Below are 15,010 nucleotides of genomic sequence, written 5' to 3' on the forward strand. Positions count from 1 at the left end.
CCGATAAGATCGGGGCAACCTGTCAGGAAAACTCACAAATCCCATGAGCCGAGACCTTCCGCCCCTCAACGCATTGCGTGCTTTTGAAGCCACCGCCCGGCTGAACAGTGTCAGTCAGGCGGCTGAGCAATTGCACGTCACCCATGGTGCCGTGAGTCGCCAGCTGAAAGTGCTGGAGGAACACTTGGGTGTGAGCCTGTTCAGCAAAGATGGACGTGGCCTGAAACTCACAGATGCAGGCATTCGGTTGCGGGATGCGAGTGCCGAAGCATTTGATCGTCTGCGCGGTGTCTGTGCTGAGCTTAGCCAGGGCAGCGCGAATGCGCCGTTCGTATTGGGCTGCTCTGGAAGCCTATTGGCACGCTGGTTCATTCCAAGGCTGGGGCGCCTGAATGCTGACCTCCCCGACCTGCGCCTGCACCTCTCCGCAGGAGAAGGCGACCTTGACCCGCGACGTCCCGGGCTGGATGCCCTGCTGATTTTCGCCGAACCGCCATGGCCTACGGACATGCAGGTCTTCGAGCTTGCCAGCGAGCGCATCGGGCCGGTGATGAGTCCACGATTCGCGCGGTTCGACGAGCTGCGACACGCCCCGGTCCATGCGCTGTTGGGCGAGCCATTGCTGCAGACCACATCGCGGCTGCAAGCCTGGCCGGCATGGGCGACGCAAAACGGCATCGAGCTCGACGCGCTGAGCTACGGACAGGATTTCGAGCATTTGTATTATTTACTGGAGGCGGCTGTTGCAGGGCTTGGCGTGGCGATCGCGCCGGAGCCGTTGGTGGCTGACGACTTGAAAGCCGGACGCCTGGCCGCGCCATGGGGTTTCAGTGAAACCCCGGCGCAGCTGGCGTTATGGGCACCAATGCGCGCCGCGGATGGGCGCGCTCAGCACCTGGCTCGATGGCTCAAGCAGGAACTCGAGCGATCGGGGCAGGCTTGATCAGCCGCGCTTGCACAGCAGGTAAGCTGCCAGCAGGCCGATTGCGCCAACGGCGACGCCTGCGGTAGTCCAAGGGTGCTCTTGGGCGTAGTCACGGGTCGCAACGCTGGTTTCGCGAGTTTTGACTTTGACGTCTTCGTAGACATCGCTCAACAGACTGCGCGAATGGCTCAGCGCGCTTTCAGCGTTGGCTTTCAGGTTTTTCAGAGTCTTGCGCGACTCGTCGGAAGCGTCGGACTTCAAGCCTTCCAGCGACTTGAGCAGACTCTCGATCTCGGCTTCCATGCTTTGCAACGACGCTTTACGGGATGACGTGAATGCCATGATTTGACTCTCCTGCTGTGATGAGTGGCGTGTGTTGTTTCCGACTACAGGGTTTCGAGAAAGTGCAGTGCGTAATGCGAAGTGCCGTTTCTTCTGAACTTTTAGGCCGCATTTCGGCACAGAGATAGTGAACACAATCACTGCGGCGCTGCCACCGCGCAACACCTTTCAGGAGAACTGCCATGTCTGATCATCACACCTACAAAATGCTGGAGCTGGTCGGGTCATCGACCGTGAGCACCGACGACGCGATCCAGAACGCTATTGCCCAGGCTGCCAAGTCCGTGAAGCTCATGGAATGGTTCGAAGTGCTGGAAACCCGCGGCCACATCGAAGACGGCAAAGTCGGTCACTTCCAGGTGACCATCAAGGTTGGCTTCCGCATCGACAACAGCTGAGTCGCTGAACTTTTAGAGTGGCCGAGTGCCACAACCTTCGCTATACATACCGCGCAGTCGTGACTTTTTCCAAGGTTCATGACGCTGGTTCATGTAGTCAGGCCGCCCCGATTGGAGCGGCCTTGTTGATCCGAAAATGCGCCTGACGAGGGGATGTACCGATGAAAAAAGTTCTGTTGGCCATAGGCTTGTTGAGCATTGCGGGCACTACGATGGCCGCTGGTAAATCGTGCGATGACGTGAAAGCCGACATCGACGCGAAGATCAAAGCCAAGGGCGTCGCCTCCTACACGCTGGAAGCTGTAGAAAAAGGCAGCTCGGCGGACGGTAAGGTTGTTGGCACCTGCGAAGGCGGCAACAAGGAAATCGTTTACAAGCGCGGCTGATCTCGGCCCGCTGATACAAAAAAACCGGCGCATATGGCGTCGGTTTTTTTGTTTATGGCAGGACAGGTTTCAGCGAAAGGCCGTGACTCAGCCCCTCGCCGCTTGCGCCAAGATCTCGTAAGAGCGTAGGCGATCGGCATGTTCGTACATGTCACAGGTGAAGATCAGCTCATCTGCGTCGGTCTGCTCAAGCAGCACATCCAGCTTCGCACGAATCTTCTCCGGACCGCCGACGACCGCCAGCCCCAGGAAATCCATCACCGCATCACGTTCATGGGGCAGCCACAAACCATTCATGCTCTCGACGGGCGGCTTCTGCATCAGACTCTGCCCACGCATCAGGCTCAGGATGCGTTGGTACACCGACGTCACCAGGTATTCAGCTCGCTCGTCGGTCTCTGCGGCGGCCAACGGGACGCCGAGCATCACGTAGGGCTTGTCGAGGACGTCCGAAGGTTTGAAGTGACTGCGGTAGACCCGAATCGCTTCGTGCATGAAGCGTGGCGCGAAGTGCGACGCGAATGCATAGGGCAGCCCCCGCTCACCGGCCAGTTGAGCACTGAACAGGCTCGAACCCAGCAACCAGATCGGCACATTGGTATTGGTGCCGGGCACAGCGAGAACGCGCTGATGGGGCTGACGCGGCCCGAGGTAGTTGACCAGTTCGGTCACGTCATCCGGGAAATCATCGGCACTGCCTGAGCGCTCGCGACGCAGGGCGCGGGCCGTCATCTGATCGGAACCCGGCGCGCGGCCAAGACCGAGGTCGATCCGCCCCGGAAACAAGCTTTCCAGCGTGCCGAACTGCTCGGCGATTACCAGCGGCGCGTGGTTGGGCAGCATGATCCCGCCCGACCCGACCCGAATGGTCGACGTGCCGCCGGCCAGATAGGCCAGCAGAACAGAAGTTGCCGAACTGGCGATGCCGTCCATGTTGTGGTGCTCGGCCACCCAGAAACGGTTGTAGCCCCATTTCTCGACGTGTTGCGCCAGGTCCAGCGCATTACGCAGCGATTCCGCCGGGCCTTTGTCTTCGCGGACGGGCACCAGATCGAGCGTCGAAATCTTCACATCAGCTAATCGTTTCATAGGCCGTTGTTGATCCTCTTGAGGCTTGAATCGGCGCATCCGTCGGGGACATCACGCGAGCAAACCGGCATTAAGACTAAATATTTGCGTTAAGCCATAGGATAAGGGCGGATTTCAGAGTTGCAATGGGTAAGGCGAAATTTCCTACTAATTTGGTCGGATTTAACGTTGCGCCCGTCCGCAAAAAAGCACATGGGGCATAAGCGTTGAACTAAGTCCCGCCTACACTCCTCAGAACTTTGGTCCGCGTGCGGGCGAAATCGCACTTTTCATGAGGAGACACCATGAGCATCGTCAAGAAAGCATCCGCCCACTGGGAAGGTGACCTGAAGTCGGGTATCGGCAGCATCTCTACTGAAACCGGCGTCCTGCGCGAAGCGCCGTACGGCTTCAAGGCCCGCTTCGAAGGCGGCAAGGGCACCAACCCGGAAGAACTGATCGGCGCAGCCCACGCTGGCTGCTTCTCGATGGCACTGTCGATGATCCTCGGCAATGCGAATCTGAAAGCTGACAGCATCGACACCACCGCTGACGTCACCCTGGATCAAGTTGATGGCGGCTTCGCGATCACTGCCGTGCACCTGACACTGAAAGCCAAAATCCCTGGCGCAACTCAGGAGCAGTTCGAGAAACTGACCAACGATGCGAAGGAAGGCTGCCCGGTTTCGAAAGTGCTCAACGCCAAGATCACGCTCGATGCCACGCTGGTGAGCTGATTCGCGTTACTGTTGCACTCGATGGCCCGCAATTGCGGGCCATCTTCGTTATGGACGCGCCAGAACCGGCGTGCGCCCCCACGGTCACATGCTAGGCCGATGCGTATCGCACGGTGCCGAAGGAGTCGAATATGAAACGTATCGCCGCAATCCTGATTCTTGGTGCTCTGACCACCAGTGCCTTCGCTGCGCCCAAGCCGTGTGAAGAGCTTAAAGCTGAAATCGAAACGAAGATCCAGGCTCAGAGCGTCAGCTCATATACGTTGGAGATCGTGGCCAATAAAGATGTCACCGACCAGAGCATGGTCGTCGGTACTTGCGAAAACGACACGAAAAAAATCATCTACCAGAATAACGGTCGCTAGTCCGGGCGTGAGCTGAAGTAGTTCGTAGGCTGTGTGTAAGCCATCTTGTGTGGGTGGCGAGGCCGAGATAACGCGTCACGGAATACAGAAAATGTCCCCCTCCTCCGCGAGCACGTTGCGTTGCTCGTCCCGCAACTGTGCGTCGATGCTGTTGGTAATATTGCGCACGTCGAGACGGTAGCGGTGGCCGGCTTCGAAGCGGTCGTAGTTGATCGTTACGTAGCAGGTTCGCTCGTTGTAGATGTCCATCGACAAGCCCATCGCGCCGGGAGCGTAGTCGTAGTCATACCGCACTTCGAGCTTGTGTTTGCCGGGCGTCACCTGAAAGAAGCGTCCGTCGTAGGTGCGCACGCCGTCCAGCTTGTCCGCCATCAGGGTTTTGCCGGTAAAGGTATGCAGATCGACCCACGCCTGCTGGGGATCAACCGCAGGCAGCGGCCCCGCGCATCCGGCCAGAAGACTCAGGGCAACGAGGGACAGAGGCAAGCGCATGATGAACTCCGCAGCAGGACAAATGGCGATGATGGTTGCGTCAGAGGCAGGCTGTCCGGCATAACGCTGAATGTTTGGACTTCATGAATATCGACGTTAAGGCTGCTGCATGATTCGATCGAAAAAGGCCTGGTTGCAACGCGGCCTGCCGGTGCTGGCGACTTTACTCCTCGGCGGCTGCTCCAGTCTTTCCTATTACTTGCAACTGGCCGGCGGCCAAATGGCCCTGTTGCGGGCGCGCGAGCCGGTTGCCGAAGTCATCGCTGACCCGAATCGCGACCCTACGCTGCGCGATCATCTGCGCACATCTCAGCAGGCCCGTGCCTTTGCCACCGAGCATCTGCATCTGCCGGATAACCGCAGCTATCGCCTTTACGCCGATATCCATCGGCCGTTTGTCGTCTGGAACGTATTCGCGACCGGCGAATTTTCCCTTGATCCTGTCACCCATTGCTTCCCCATCGCCGGGTGCGTGGCCTATCGCGGCTACTACACCCAGGGCGCCGCGCGGGGGGATGCGGCTGTTCAGAAGCTTGAGGGTAAAGACGTGTATGTCAGCGGCGTGGAAGCGTATTCGACGCTCGGCTGGTTCGATGACCCGATCATCAGCTCGATGATGAACTGGGGCGATGAGCGACTGGCCACGCTGATCTTCCACGAGCTGGCGCACCAGCGGTTTTACGTGAAGGACGACAGCGAGTTCAACGAGTCCTACGCCAGTTTCGTGGAGCAGGAAGGCACACGTCAGTGGCGCGCGGCGCGGGGTTTGCCTGCGGACGGCGGGTCTTCGGAAGCGCAACGACGCGATCAACTCACACAGTTGGCGCTCGACACCCGGGATCGGCTGAAGGCGCTGTACGCCGAGCCGCTGAGTCCGCAGGTCATGCGCGCACGCAAGGCCGCTGAGTTCGAGCGTCTGCGTAGCGAGTATCGGCAGCTGCGCGACAGTCAGTGGGGCGGCGACAAGCGCTTTGACGGCTGGGTGTATGCACCGATGAACAACGCCCGGCTGCTGCCCATTGGTTTGTATGATCAATGGGTGCCGGCGTTTGAAGCGTTGTTCAGGCAGGTGAACGGCGATTGGCCCGCATTCTATTCGGCGGTGGAAAAGCTGGGCGGACTGCCCAAGGATGAACGCAAGGCGGCGCTGCAGCGGCTGGCCCAAAAAGCCTAAGCGTAATGATCGTTCCCCTGCTCCGCGTGGGAACGATCATCGCTTGCCTGATTGAGTGCTCTCAGCTTTTGAGAAACGCCTGATGCAGTGCGCTCACCGAATCAAAATGATAGGTCGGCGCCTCGGCCTCCAGCTCTTCGCGACTGCCAAACCCGTAACCCACCGCTACCACATCCAACCCGTTGCGCTTGCCGCCAATCAAATCGTGTTTGCGGTCGCCGATCATCAGAGTCTGTTTCGGGTCGAGCTGCTCTTCATCCAGCAAATGCCGAATCAGCTCAACCTTGTCAGTGCGGGTACCGTCCAGCTCGCTGCCGTAGATCAGCTTGAAATGGCGCGCGAAATCGAAATGCCGGGCTATTTCATGGGCGAACACCCAGGGTTTGGACGTCGCGATAAACAACGTCCGGCCCTGATCCGAGAGCATGTCCAGCAATTCGAGCACGCCATCAAACACCAGATTCTCGTAAAGGCCCGTCACCTTGAAACGCTCGCGGTAAAAGCCCACGGCCTCCCAGGCCTTCGCTTCGTCGAAGTCGTAGGCGCGCATGAATTGCTGCAACAGCGGCGGGCCAATGAAGTGCTCAAGCCGGGTGATGTCGGGTTCGTCGATGCCCAGCTTGCTCAAGGCAAACTGGATGGACCGGGTGATGCCTTCGCGCGGATCGGTCAGGGTGCCGTCCAGGTCGAACAGAATATTCTGGTAATGCATGGGTGCTCTCAGCAGGGTTTGTCGAAGCCTTCGGCCAGGTGCTGGTCTTTCAGCTTTACGTAATTGGTCGCGCTGTAGGGGAAGAAGGCGATCTCTTTCTCGGTCAGCGGACGCATTTGTTTCACCGGACGCCCGACGTAGAGGAACCCGCTCTCAAGGCGTTTGCCGGGCGGCACCAGACTGCCCGCGCCGATGATCACCTCGTCCTCCACCACCGCACCGTCCATGATCGTGGTGCCCATGCCGATCAGGATGCGATTGCCGACGGTGCAGCCGTGCAGCATGACTTTATGGCCGATGGTCACTTCGTCGCCGATCAACAGCGGAAAACCGTCCGGGTTGAACGGCCCGGCGTGGGTGATGTGCAGCACGCTGCCGTCCTGCACGCTGGTGCGCGCGCCGATGCGGATGCGGTGCATGTCGCCACGGATGACGGTCAGCGGCCAGACCGAACTGTCGACGCCGATTTCGACATCGCCGATCACAACCGCCGAATGGTCGACAAACGCCCGCTCGCCAAAGGTCGGGGTGTGTTGCTGGAACGTGCGAATGGCCACGATAGGCTCCTTCTCTGGCGCCGATAGCTGCGGCCGACGCCGATTGTAATTAAGATGCGTGGGTGTTTCTTTTAGCCAAGGTGCCAAACCGTGAGCGCGAACAACCCTCTGTTGCAATCCTACGACCTGCCACCTTTCTCGGCGATTCGCGCCGAGCATGTAAAACCTGCCATCGAACAGATTCTCGCCGACAACCGCGCCGCGATTGCCGACATCCTCGCCAAGCAAGGTTCTCAGCCTACATGGGCTGGCCTGGTGCTGGCGATGGACGAACTCAATGATCGCCTGGGCGCCGCCTGGAGCCCGGTCAGCCACCTGAATGCCGTGTGCAACAGCCCGGAACTGCGCGAGGCCTATGAGTCTTGCCTGCCGGCACTGAGCGCCTATTCGACCGAAATGGGCCAGAACCGCGAACTGTTCCAGGCCTTCGAAGCCTTGGCCAACAGCCCGGAAGCGGCCAATTTCGACGTTGCCCAGAAGACCATTCTTGAACAATCGCTGCGTGATTTCCGCCTGTCGGGCATCGACCTGCCGCCAGAACAGCAAAAACGCTACGCCGAGGTGCAGAGCAAGCTGTCCGAGCTGGGCAGCCAGTTCTCTAACCAACTGCTCGACGCGACCCAAGCCTGGAGCAAGCACGTCACTGACGAAGCTGCCCTCACCGGCCTGACCGATTCGGCCAGGGCGCAAATGGCCGCCGCTGCCCTGGCGAAAGATCTCGAAGGCTACCTGATCACGCTCGAGTTCCCGAGCTACTACGCCGTCATGACTTACGCCGAAGACCGCGCGCTGCGCGAAGAAGTCTACGCCGCGTACTGCACCCGCGCGTCTGACCAGGGCCCGAACGCTGGCAAAAACGACAACGGCCCGATCATGGAGCAGATTCTCGATCTGCGTCAGGAACTGGCCAAACTGCTGGGTTTCGCCAGCTTCTCCGAGCTGAGCCTGGCCACCAAAATGGCCGAGTCCAGCGATCAGGTCCTCAGCTTCCTGCGTGATCTGGCCAAGCGCAGCAAGCCCTTTGCTGTTCAGGATCTGCAGCAGCTGAAAGCCTATGCTGCCGAACAAGGCTGCCCGGACCTGCAAAGCTGGGACAGCGGTTTCTACGGCGAGAAGCTGCGCGAACAGCGCTACAGCGTTTCCCAGGAAGCGCTGCGCGCCTACTTCCCGGTCGACAAAGTGCTGACCGGCCTGTTCGCGATCGTACAAAAACTGTACGGCATCGAAATCGCCGAGCAGAAGGGCTTCGACACCTGGCACCCGGACGTCCGCCTGTTCGAAATCAAGGAAAACGGCCAGCACGTCGGGCGCTTCTTCTTCGATCTCTACGCCCGCGCCAACAAGCGTGGCGGTGCGTGGATGGACGGTGCCCGCGATCGTCGTCGCACCGCTGAAGGCACGTTGCAAAGCCCGGTGGCCAATCTGGTCTGTAACTTCACCCCGGCGGTCAGCGGCAAGCCGGCGCTGCTCACCCACGATGAAGTCACCACCCTGTTCCACGAATTTGGTCATGGCCTGCATCACCTGCTGACCCGCGTCGAACACGCGGGCGCGTCGGGCATCAATGGCGTAGCGTGGGATGCGGTCGAGCTGCCGAGCCAGTTCATGGAAAACTGGTGCTGGGAGCCGGAAGGCCTGGCGCTGATCTCCGGCCATTACGAAACCGGTGAGCCGCTGCCTCAGGACCTGTTGGAGAAAATGCTCGCGGCGAAAAACTTCCAGTCCGGCCTGATGATGGTCCGCCAGCTGGAATTCTCGCTGTTCGACTTCGAACTGCACGCCACCCACGGCGACGGCCGCACCACGCTGCAAGTGCTGGAAGGCGTGCGTGACGAGGTGTCGGTGATGCGTCCGCCTGCGTACAACCGCTTCCCGAACAGCTTTGCCCACATCTTTGCCGGCGGTTACGCGGCGGGCTACTACAGCTACAAATGGGCCGAAGTGCTGTCTGCCGATGCATTCTCGAAGTTCGAGGAAGAGGGCGTGTTCAACGAGCAGACCGGCCGGGCGTTCCGTGAAGCCATTCTGGCGCGGGGCGGGTCACAGGCGCCGATGGTGCTGTTCGTCGACTTCCGCGGACGCGAGCCTTCGATTGACGCACTCTTGCGCCATTCGGGCTTGAGTGAGGAAGCGGCAGCATGACCGAGACACTACGGGTGATTACCAAGAAGCGCTTCATCGCCGGGGCGGTCTGCCCGGCGTGCAGCGAGCCTGACAAGTTGATGATGTGGAACGAAGACGACGTGCCGCACCGTGAGTGCGTGCACTGTGGTTATTCCGACACCCTCAATGCACAGGGGCAATCGATCCCGACAGAACTTGGCACCCGGGTGAACAAGCCTGTGGTAAAGCCGGCCGATCCCAAGGTGCAGGGCGTGCAGTTCTTCCCGAATCCGAAGCTGAAGAAGCCGGTTGATCCAAGCTGATATCGCTGCATTTCAGTGGGACCGGCTTTAGCCGGGAAGAGGCCGGTGCGAACACCCTCAATTTTGCGGCGTGGCGCGCGACGTCTTCCCGGCTAAAGCTGGTCCTACAAAATGCCTGCTAACGCCAGCCATACAATGTGCAAACTGTCCGGCTTCACAACCGCCACAGGATCGTCTGCACTCCCACCCCATCGGTTTTCTCGAACCAGCCCTTGACCGAGCACCGGGCAAACACGCTGGTGCTGCATGCGCCCGTGTCCATTGCCGACTTCAGCGCCGCCACATCGACGTTGTTGATGTAGGCAATCCCGCGCTTGAGGCTGTCTTCGTCGCCGTAACCGCCATGCTCCATCTCATCCAGCGCCGCCTGTTTGCTCCAGCCCTGAGCGACGATGCGGTACATCGCCGCCACCAGACCGGTCCGGTCCAGGCCATGCTTGCAGTGAATCAGCACCGGTCCGTTTTGCTGGGCCGCCTGGATGGCGCGCAGGCTTTCGATCACGTCCGCGTCGTCGATGTGGACCACCTGCAACGGAATCTGCACTTGCACGACGGAGGCGTCGGACAGCCATTTGCTGTCACTCTCCTTAAGGAAGTTGATCACCGTGTGAACGCCAAGCCGCTGCAGAAGCGGCTGTGCTGCGGCGTCCGGCTGGCGACTGCGGTAAAGCGTCGGCGTGATCTGGTAGAGGTTGTAGTGCGGGTCGACGAGTTGTGCCCACTGCGCCGGGCGTGACGATTGCGCCGGTGAAACATCCTCGGCTTGAGCGAGAGAGGCAGATGACACGACCAGCAGCAGGAGGAGTTGAGCAGCGAGCGGGCGAAGGCGCATGGAAGACGTACCGTGGAAACCAGCCATTTATCGATGGCGCAAGTTTTCGCTCCCCAGGGTCAAGGCGCTGTGAGGCGCGTGTCAAAAGTTGGTGAAAGCCATTGATCGGCGCCGAGGTGTTTTTCCGAATCCGCGCGTGAAGGCCATGAGTATTTCGCGATACTGTATGCATAACCAGTTATCAAGGAGTCGTCATGTCCAGTCAGTTGCCCCCACGCGGGCGCGGCACCGCGACCAATCCGCATAACCGCTTTGCGCCCAACCGATCAGTCGCCGAAGACGACGGCTGGTATCAGGAAGTGCCGCTGACCCAGGGCACCACCGTCACGCTGGAAACCGCCAAGAGCATCATCGCGCGCAACTCATCGCCCGACATTCCCTTCGACCGCTCCATCAATCCGTACCGGGGTTGCGAGCACGGTTGTATTTATTGCTACGCCCGGCCGAGCCACGCGTATTGGGACATGTCGCCGGGGCTGGATTTCGAGACCAAGCTAATCGCCAAAACCAATGCTGCTGCCCTCCTGGAGCAGCAGCTGTCCAAGCCTGGCTACACCGTTGCGCCGATCACCCTGGGCGCGAACACCGATCCGTATCAGCCCATCGAGCGCGAATACACATTGAGCCGGGCGACGCTGGAAGTGCTGCTGCGGTATCGCCATCCGGTGACGATCATCACCAAAGGCTCGCTGATTCTTCGGGATCTGGACCTGCTGGCCGAGCTGGCAAAGCTACGGCTGGTGTCGGTGTTCATCAGCCTGACGACGCTGGACGATGAGCTCAAGCGCATCCTTGAGCCCCGGGCTGCCGCGCCCAAGGCCAGGCTGCGGGCGATCAAGGTTCTGCGTGATGCCGGTGTGCCGGTAGGCGTTTTGCTGGCGCCGATGATTCCAATGATCAATGACATGGAGCTGGAGAAGCTGATGGCCGAGGCCAAGGCCGCCGGCGCGTTGAGTGCGAGCTACGTGATGCTGCGTCTGCCGCTGGAGGTCGCCCCGTTGTTCGAAGAGTGGCTCCAGGCGCATTATCCGCAGAGGGCCGAGCATGTAATGAGTCTGGTACGGCAGAGCCGCGGCGGGGAGGTGTACGACAGCCGCTTTGGCTCGCGAATGCGCGGTGAGGGGGTGTTCGCTGAACTGCTGGCCCAGCGTTACAGCCTCGCGATCAAGAAGCACGGCTTGAACCGGCGGGAAAGTTTTCAGCTGGACTGCACCGCGTTTTGCCCGCCTGGCGGTCAGATGTCGCTGTTGTGACTTGAGCGGCGTCTTAAGGGTGTTACGCCACGACAGGCGCTTGCGCTTTAGATTTTCTAACGCAAGAGCCCCGATCTAGAGCCACGCATTCAGTTTCAATTAAGTTTGCGTCGTTAAGGTGAGTCGGAAGTGACCGATTGGTCTTGTAGGAAAATTAACGCAAGAAGACCAGAAAAAAGTGGGTCATCCACAGGATTCGCCGGAAAATCCACTTAAATCCGTCAGAGAGGATGAAACATGAGTGACCAGGATAAGCAGCCCAAGGCTGCGACGACAGGCGTAACGCCTCAGGTGGAAACCGCCGAAATGGCGCTGAAGCAAATTGTTGATGGCTTCAAGCATTTCCGCCATGACGTCTTCCCTCAGCAGGAAGAACTGTTCAAGAAACTCGCCACCGCCCAACATCCCCGGGCCATGTTCATCACCTGCGCCGACTCGCGCATCGTCCCGGAACTCATCACGCAAAGCTCGCCAGGCGACCTGTTCGTCACCCGTAACGTGGGCAACGTCGTCCCGCCTTATGGCCCCATGAATGGCGGCGTTTCGACGGCCATTGAATATGCCGTCCTGGCCCTTGGCGTCCAGCACATCATCGTTTGCGGCCACTCCGATTGCGGGGCGATGCGCGCCGTTCTCAACCCCGACACCCTGGAAAAGATGCCGACGGTCAAAGCCTGGCTGCGCCATGCCGAGGTCGCCAAGACCGTTGTGCAGGACAACTGCAACTGCACCGGCGAGCACGAAACCATGCACGTGCTCACCGAAGAAAACGTCATCGCGCAGCTGCAACACCTGCGCACGCACCCTTCCGTGGCGTCCAAACTGGCCAGCGGTCAGTTGTTCATTCATGGTTGGGTCTACGACATCGAGACCAGCGAAATCCGCGCCTACGATGCCGAGCAGGACTGCTTCCTGCCGTTGGATGGCGACCATCCGGTGCCGATGGCGTCGATCCCTCGCGGTCGATATTGATCGCTGGCTGACCCGCTGCGCCTGAGTGCAGCGGCGTCGGCCCTGACGCTTCCACCCTCATACAAGCTCGTAGCGGCCGCGTTCAGCGCGTGCCGCCGGGCGTTGTCACGTCTGAATTCCGGAGAGTCGTCATGGCTACTACTGATCTGAAAGCGTTGTTACCACGGGAGCTGCTGGCTTCCGTGGTGGTTTTTCTGGTGGCCCTGCCGCTGTGCATGGGGATCGCCATTGCGTCCGGCATGCCGCCGTCCAAGGGTTTGATCACCGGCATCATCGGCGGTCTGGTGGTGGGCTGGCTGGCAGGTTCGCCGCTTCAGGTCAGCGGCCCGGCGGCAGGTCTGGCGGTGCTGGTGTTCGAGCTGGTCCGTGAACACGGCATGGCCATGCTCGGGCCGATTTTGCTGCTCGCCGGTGCGCTGCAGTTGCTGGCCGGTCGCTTGAAGCTCGGCTGCTGGTTTCGCGTCACGGCGCCGGCGGTGGTGTACGGCATGCTGGCGGGCATCGGCGTACTGATCGTGCTTTCCCAGGTCCACGTCATGTTCGACAGCGGGCCCAAGCCTTCCGGGCTGGACAATCTAGTGGCGTTCCCGCAGACCGTTATCGGTGCGATGGGGATGGGCAGTGCCATGCAGGCCGGTCTTCTCGGGCTGGGCACCATCGCCGTCATGTGGCTGTGGGAAAAGCGTCGGCCCCATGCACTGCGGTTCGTGCCAGGCGCGTTGCTCGGCGTCGGTATCGCGACGGTGGTGAGTCTGGTGATGAGCTTGCAGGTCAAGCGCGTCGAGGTCCCGGCGAACCTTGCCGAGGCCATCGACTGGCTGCGCCCTGCAGACCTGCTGAACCTGGCGGACCCTGCCATCCTGATCGCGGCCATTGCCGTGGCCTTCATTGCCAGCGCTGAAACCCTATTGTCAGCAGCGGCGGTGGATCGCATGCACGACGGCCAGCGTTCGGACTTCGACAAAGAGCTCAGCGCCCAGGGCGTGGGTAACATGTTGTGCGGTCTGGTCGGCGCGCTGCCGATGACGGGCGTGATCGTGCGCAGTTCGGCCAACGTGCAGGCGGGTGCGAAGACGCGGCTGTCGGCGATGTTCCACGGTCTGTGGCTGCTGGCGTTCGTACTGTTGCTGTCCAGCGTGTTGCAGAGCATTCCTGTGGCCAGCCTGGCCGGCGTGCTGGTCTACACCGGCGTGAAGCTGGTAAATATTCAGGCGCTCAAGGGGCTGGGGCGTTATGGCCGCATGCCAATGTTCATCTATGGCGCGACCGCCAGTGCGATTGTCCTGACCGACTTGCTGACGGGCGTGTTGATCGGCTTTGGCCTGACCCTGGTGAAGCTGGCGCTGAGCGCATCGCGCCTGAAGATCAATCTGGTCGACCTGCCAGCCGAGGGGGAAATGGAGCTGCGCCTCAATGGTTCTGCCACGTTCCTCAAGGTGCCGGCGCTGACGCAGACTCTGGAAACCGTGCCGCCTGGCACTACGCTGCATGTGCCGCTGGGCAACCTGAGGTATATCGACCATTCCTGCCTGGAGCTGCTGGAGGAATGGGGCCGTGCCAATGCCGCGCAGGGCTCGCGTTTGCTGCTGGAGCAACGGCTGCTCAAACGTCGCGTGGAAGGGCGGATCCGCACGTCGATCGGAGGGGCAGCGTTGCACTGAGGCGGGTGAAGGGGGTGCGGGGTCAGTCTTTCCCGCGCTCCAGTTCCAGCCCTACGCCCAACTGACGTGACAGGCTAGGCCAGCGTTTCCACGCCGCATCGGTGTCCGGGCTGGCGAGGCGCTCGCGGTAGGCTTCCACCGATTCCAGCGAGAAGCTGTCGTCATTGAGCATTTCGTCGATGGCGTGATGCACCACTTCGTCCAGCTGATTGGCAAACGATTCGCCGATCAGTTGGTGGGCGATGACGCTCGCCACCGTGGTGTTCATCGGGATCAGCGGCTGGCCGAAATGCTTGATGTACAGATCATTCACTTCTTCCACCAGCCGGTGGGCCAGATAGGCTTCGTCCAGCAGACCGTCCAGCCCTTCGTGGCCCGCCATGATGGCGGGAGGCGCGCTGAAGAATTGCTCGGCGATTTTCAGGACCGGCTTGATCTGGCTTTCAATGCCCGCCTGCAACGCCACGTCATGGGCGGCGTCAAGCAAGTCCGGCACCTGACCGATGTAGGCAATGACGAAACGCGTCAGCACGCCTCGCGCGTCTACGTCAGGCAGGTGAATGGAGGGGTGCAGATGAGGAAGTTGCGACTCCAACTGGCGCGCTAGCTGACCGGATTGGTTTTCGTGTTCCTGAGCTCGGGTGATCTGCTCGCGCAATGCGGCGGTGTTCATGGATGCTCCATAGGCAGTAAAACCAGACGGTGATTAT

At 60.4% G+C, this 15,010-nt stretch carries 18 protein-coding genes; 11 read left to right on the forward strand and 7 right to left on the reverse strand.

Features of this window, described 5'->3' with window-relative positions; all coding sequences use genetic code 11:
- The first annotated feature begins 43 nt into the window (after window positions 1-43).
- Window positions 44-943, forward strand: coding sequence for a LysR family transcriptional regulator (locus AC07RO_RS14125; protein WP_346627333.1), 900 nt, complete (start codon window positions 44-46; stop codon window positions 941-943).
- Here AC07RO_RS14125 and AC07RO_RS14130 read toward each other — a convergent pair whose 3' ends face one another.
- Entirely contained in the window at window positions 944-1,267 is a 324-nt protein-coding gene (locus tag AC07RO_RS14130; RefSeq protein ID WP_037017008.1) for an ElaB/YgaM/YqjD family protein, read from the reverse strand.
- Between the two features lie 182 nt (window positions 1,268-1,449).
- On the opposite strand from AC07RO_RS14130, the gene AC07RO_RS14135 reads away from it, so the two are divergent.
- Both AC07RO_RS14135 and AC07RO_RS14140 read left to right on the forward strand, forming a co-directional pair.
- Window positions 1,450-1,665 (forward strand): dodecin, encoded by a 216-nt coding sequence (locus AC07RO_RS14135; RefSeq protein WP_065987998.1) that lies wholly within the window; start codon window positions 1,450-1,452, stop codon window positions 1,663-1,665.
- Window positions 1,666-1,826: 161 nt separating this feature from the next.
- Window positions 1,827-2,051 (forward strand): DUF1161 domain-containing protein, encoded by a 225-nt coding sequence (locus AC07RO_RS14140; RefSeq protein WP_192174418.1) that lies wholly within the window; start codon window positions 1,827-1,829, stop codon window positions 2,049-2,051.
- An 87-nt stretch (window positions 2,052-2,138) separates the two neighbouring features.
- On the opposite strand, the gene AC07RO_RS14145 is transcribed toward AC07RO_RS14140, so the two are convergent.
- Window positions 2,139-3,140, reverse strand: coding sequence for an LLM class flavin-dependent oxidoreductase (locus AC07RO_RS14145; protein ID WP_192174419.1), 1,002 nt, complete (start codon window positions 3,138-3,140; stop codon window positions 2,139-2,141).
- A gap of 284 nt (window positions 3,141-3,424) precedes the next feature.
- Between AC07RO_RS14145 and AC07RO_RS14150 the strand changes: the two genes are divergently transcribed.
- Entirely contained in the window at window positions 3,425-3,856 is a 432-nt protein-coding gene (locus tag AC07RO_RS14150; RefSeq protein WP_037017022.1) for an OsmC family protein, read from the forward strand.
- 131 nt (window positions 3,857-3,987) lie between these two features.
- The gene (locus AC07RO_RS14155; RefSeq protein ID WP_192174420.1) at window positions 3,988-4,221 is read left to right on the forward strand and encodes a DUF1161 domain-containing protein; all 234 of its coding nucleotides are present in this window, start codon (window positions 3,988-3,990) and stop codon (window positions 4,219-4,221) included.
- 75 nt (window positions 4,222-4,296) lie between these two features.
- Here the strand turns inward: AC07RO_RS14155 and AC07RO_RS14160 are convergent, their stop codons facing one another.
- Window positions 4,297-4,713, reverse strand: a complete 417-nt coding sequence (locus tag AC07RO_RS14160) for a PA0061/PA0062 family lipoprotein (protein ID WP_346631430.1) — start codon at window positions 4,711-4,713, stop codon at window positions 4,297-4,299.
- 109 nt (window positions 4,714-4,822) lie between these two features.
- Here AC07RO_RS14160 and AC07RO_RS14165 point away from each other — a divergent pair, with 109 nt between their 5' ends.
- Window positions 4,823-5,887 (forward strand): aminopeptidase, encoded by a 1,065-nt coding sequence (locus AC07RO_RS14165; protein WP_495086311.1) that lies wholly within the window; start codon window positions 4,823-4,825, stop codon window positions 5,885-5,887.
- A 61-nt stretch (window positions 5,888-5,948) separates the two neighbouring features.
- On the opposite strand, the gene AC07RO_RS14170 is transcribed toward AC07RO_RS14165, so the two are convergent.
- Complete coding sequence (locus AC07RO_RS14170) at window positions 5,949-6,599, reverse strand: HAD family hydrolase (protein WP_495086312.1); 651 nt, start codon at window positions 6,597-6,599, stop codon at window positions 5,949-5,951.
- Between the two features lie 8 nt (window positions 6,600-6,607).
- The gene (locus tag AC07RO_RS14175; RefSeq protein WP_495086313.1) at window positions 6,608-7,156 is read right to left on the reverse strand and encodes a gamma carbonic anhydrase family protein; all 549 of its coding nucleotides are present in this window, start codon (window positions 7,154-7,156) and stop codon (window positions 6,608-6,610) included.
- A gap of 90 nt (window positions 7,157-7,246) precedes the next feature.
- Here AC07RO_RS14175 and prlC point away from each other — a divergent pair, with 90 nt between their 5' ends.
- Together prlC and AC07RO_RS14185 are read left to right on the forward strand one after the other, a co-directional pair.
- Window positions 7,247-9,298 (forward strand): oligopeptidase A, encoded by a 2,052-nt coding sequence (gene prlC, locus AC07RO_RS14180; protein WP_495086314.1) that lies wholly within the window; start codon window positions 7,247-7,249, stop codon window positions 9,296-9,298.
- A complete protein-coding gene (locus AC07RO_RS14185; RefSeq protein WP_495086315.1) occupies window positions 9,295-9,582 on the forward strand; it encodes a YheV family putative zinc ribbon protein in 288 nt (95 codons plus the stop codon). The genes prlC and AC07RO_RS14185 overlap by 4 nt, the downstream gene beginning before the upstream one ends.
- A gap of 154 nt (window positions 9,583-9,736) precedes the next feature.
- On the opposite strand, the gene AC07RO_RS14190 is transcribed toward AC07RO_RS14185, so the two are convergent.
- Window positions 9,737-10,414: a dual specificity protein phosphatase family protein gene (locus AC07RO_RS14190; RefSeq protein WP_495086316.1), complete on the reverse strand. Its 678-nt coding sequence runs from the start codon at window positions 10,412-10,414 to the stop codon at window positions 9,737-9,739.
- A 194-nt stretch (window positions 10,415-10,608) separates the two neighbouring features.
- On the opposite strand from AC07RO_RS14190, the gene AC07RO_RS14195 reads away from it, so the two are divergent.
- The 3 genes from AC07RO_RS14195 to AC07RO_RS14205 all read left to right on the forward strand — a co-directional run bounded on the left by AC07RO_RS14195 (window position 10,609) and on the right by AC07RO_RS14205 (window position 14,300).
- Complete coding sequence (locus AC07RO_RS14195) at window positions 10,609-11,667, forward strand: PA0069 family radical SAM protein (RefSeq protein WP_495086317.1); 1,059 nt, start codon at window positions 10,609-10,611, stop codon at window positions 11,665-11,667.
- Window positions 11,668-11,973: 306 nt separating this feature from the next.
- A complete protein-coding gene (locus AC07RO_RS14200) occupies window positions 11,974-12,639 on the forward strand; it encodes a carbonic anhydrase (RefSeq protein ID WP_407073260.1) in 666 nt (221 codons plus the stop codon).
- Between the two features lie 131 nt (window positions 12,640-12,770).
- Window positions 12,771-14,300 carry a SulP family inorganic anion transporter gene (locus AC07RO_RS14205; protein WP_192174430.1) on the forward strand — a complete coding sequence of 510 codons (1,530 nt, stop codon included), beginning with the start codon at window positions 12,771-12,773 and terminating at the stop codon, window positions 14,298-14,300.
- A 22-nt stretch (window positions 14,301-14,322) separates the two neighbouring features.
- Here AC07RO_RS14205 and AC07RO_RS14210 read toward each other — a convergent pair whose 3' ends face one another.
- Window positions 14,323-14,973 (reverse strand): hypothetical protein, encoded by a 651-nt coding sequence (locus AC07RO_RS14210; RefSeq protein WP_192174431.1) that lies wholly within the window; start codon window positions 14,971-14,973, stop codon window positions 14,323-14,325.
- Between the last annotated feature and the right edge of the window lie 37 nt (window positions 14,974-15,010).

The sequence above is a fragment of the Pseudomonas sp. GW821-FHT07F05 genome, from assembly GCF_059418765.1.

Bases quoted from the DNA above. Each gene is read 5' to 3' on its own strand.
- AC07RO_RS14125 (WP_346627333.1), top strand. From the start codon at position 44: ATGAGCCGAGACCTTCCGCCCCTCAACGCATTGCGTGCTTTTGAAGCC.
- AC07RO_RS14195 (WP_495086317.1), top strand. From the start codon at position 10,609: ATGTCCAGTCAGTTGCCCCCACGCGGGCGCGGCACCGCGACCAATCCG.
- AC07RO_RS14145 (WP_192174419.1), bottom strand. From the start codon at position 3,140: ATGAAACGATTAGCTGATGTGAAGATTTCGACGCTCGATCTGGTGCCC.
- AC07RO_RS14140 (WP_192174418.1), top strand. From the start codon at position 1,827: ATGAAAAAAGTTCTGTTGGCCATAGGCTTGTTGAGCATTGCGGGCACT.
- AC07RO_RS14165 (WP_495086311.1), top strand. From the start codon at position 4,823: ATGATTCGATCGAAAAAGGCCTGGTTGCAACGCGGCCTGCCGGTGCTG.
- AC07RO_RS14210 (WP_192174431.1), bottom strand. From the start codon at position 14,973: ATGAACACCGCCGCATTGCGCGAGCAGATCACCCGAGCTCAGGAACAC.
- AC07RO_RS14190 (WP_495086316.1), bottom strand. From the start codon at position 10,414: ATGCGCCTTCGCCCGCTCGCTGCTCAACTCCTCCTGCTGCTGGTCGTG.
- AC07RO_RS14185 (WP_495086315.1), top strand. From the start codon at position 9,295: ATGACCGAGACACTACGGGTGATTACCAAGAAGCGCTTCATCGCCGGG.
- AC07RO_RS14130 (WP_037017008.1), bottom strand. From the start codon at position 1,267: ATGGCATTCACGTCATCCCGTAAAGCGTCGTTGCAAAGCATGGAAGCC.
- AC07RO_RS14205 (WP_192174430.1), top strand. From the start codon at position 12,771: ATGGCTACTACTGATCTGAAAGCGTTGTTACCACGGGAGCTGCTGGCT.
- AC07RO_RS14170 (WP_495086312.1), bottom strand. From the start codon at position 6,599: ATGCATTACCAGAATATTCTGTTCGACCTGGACGGCACCCTGACCGAT.
- AC07RO_RS14200 (WP_407073260.1), top strand. From the start codon at position 11,974: ATGGCGCTGAAGCAAATTGTTGATGGCTTCAAGCATTTCCGCCATGAC.
- AC07RO_RS14155 (WP_192174420.1), top strand. From the start codon at position 3,988: ATGAAACGTATCGCCGCAATCCTGATTCTTGGTGCTCTGACCACCAGT.
- AC07RO_RS14160 (WP_346631430.1), bottom strand. From the start codon at position 4,713: ATGCGCTTGCCTCTGTCCCTCGTTGCCCTGAGTCTTCTGGCCGGATGC.
- AC07RO_RS14135 (WP_065987998.1), top strand. From the start codon at position 1,450: ATGTCTGATCATCACACCTACAAAATGCTGGAGCTGGTCGGGTCATCG.
- AC07RO_RS14150 (WP_037017022.1), top strand. From the start codon at position 3,425: ATGAGCATCGTCAAGAAAGCATCCGCCCACTGGGAAGGTGACCTGAAG.